The sequence below is a fragment of the Mesorhizobium sp. Arg314 genome (assembly GCF_053714275.1).
The window spans coordinates 1-1,028 of record NZ_JBSKBP010000178.1; the positions used below are offsets into that span (position 1 = coordinate 1).

The window sequence follows — 1,028 nt, forward strand, 5'->3', positions numbered from 1 at the left end:
TCGTGTTTGGAAGCGACGGGGATGTTGCGGCGGTCTGGACGGAAGTGTGAGCTGACAGCCGAAGGATGCCCTCAGCCAACCGAACTTGCCGTGCGAAGAGCCCTTCACGGAGCCCTCCTACGCGCCAAAGCGGCCTCCTCGCTGCCGCATTGGGGTCACGACGTCGACGCGACCACCTCCAGCATCACCTCCGTCGCGCCGCCGCCGATGGACAGGATGCGGGCGTCGCGCGCCATGCGCTCGATCGGGCTTTCGCGCATGACGCCCATGGCGCCATGGAACTGCACGCAGGCATACAACACTTCGTTGACGAGTTCGCCGCAGATAGCCTTCACCATCGAGACCTCGCGCAGGCAATCCTCGTCCGCCGCCATGCGCCACGCGGTGACATAGAGAAGCTGCCGGCTCGCTTCCACCTTCGCGGAGAGCATCGCGAGACGCTGACGGATCGCCTGCATGTCCCACAGGACGCCGCCGAACGCGCGGCGGGCCTTCACCCAGGCGAGGGTCATCTCGATCGCCGCCTCGGCCGCCCCTATCGCCATGGCGGCAAGCACAAGCCGCTCGTTCTGGAAGTTGCGCATGATGGAGTAGAAGCCCTGTCCCTCCGCGCCGAGCACGTTCTCGGCGGGGATACGGCAACCGTCGAAGACGAGCTCAGCCGTATCGGAGGAGCGCCAGCCGTGCTTGTCCAGCTCGCGGGCGACGCCGAAGCCCGGCGTGCCCTTCTCGACGAGGAACATCGTGATCCCGTTGCTTCCCGCGGAGGGATCGGTCTTGGCGGCGACGCAGTAGAGATCCGCGTGGACGCCGTTCGTGATGTAGAGCTTCGTGCCGTCGAGGACATAAGAGTCGCCCTCGCGGCGGGCGCGCGTGCGGATGGTCTTCACGTCCGAGCCCGCATCCGGCTCCGTGATGGCGACCGCGGTGATCACCTCGCCGCTGATAATGCCCGGCATCCAGCGGGCCCGCTGGGCTTTGGTCCCGTCGTGAAAGACATGTACGGAAGCCATGTCGGTATGGACCAG

At 66.2% G+C, this 1,028-nt stretch carries 1 protein-coding gene; it reads right to left on the reverse strand.

Annotation, left to right across the window (positions count from 1 at the left end; all coding sequences use genetic code 11):
• Positions 1-155: 155 nt before the first annotated feature.
• Positions 156-1,028 (reverse strand): acyl-CoA dehydrogenase family protein (locus tag ACWGS9_RS34930; protein ID WP_454509445.1); only part of this gene is annotated, 873 nt, incomplete at its 5' end.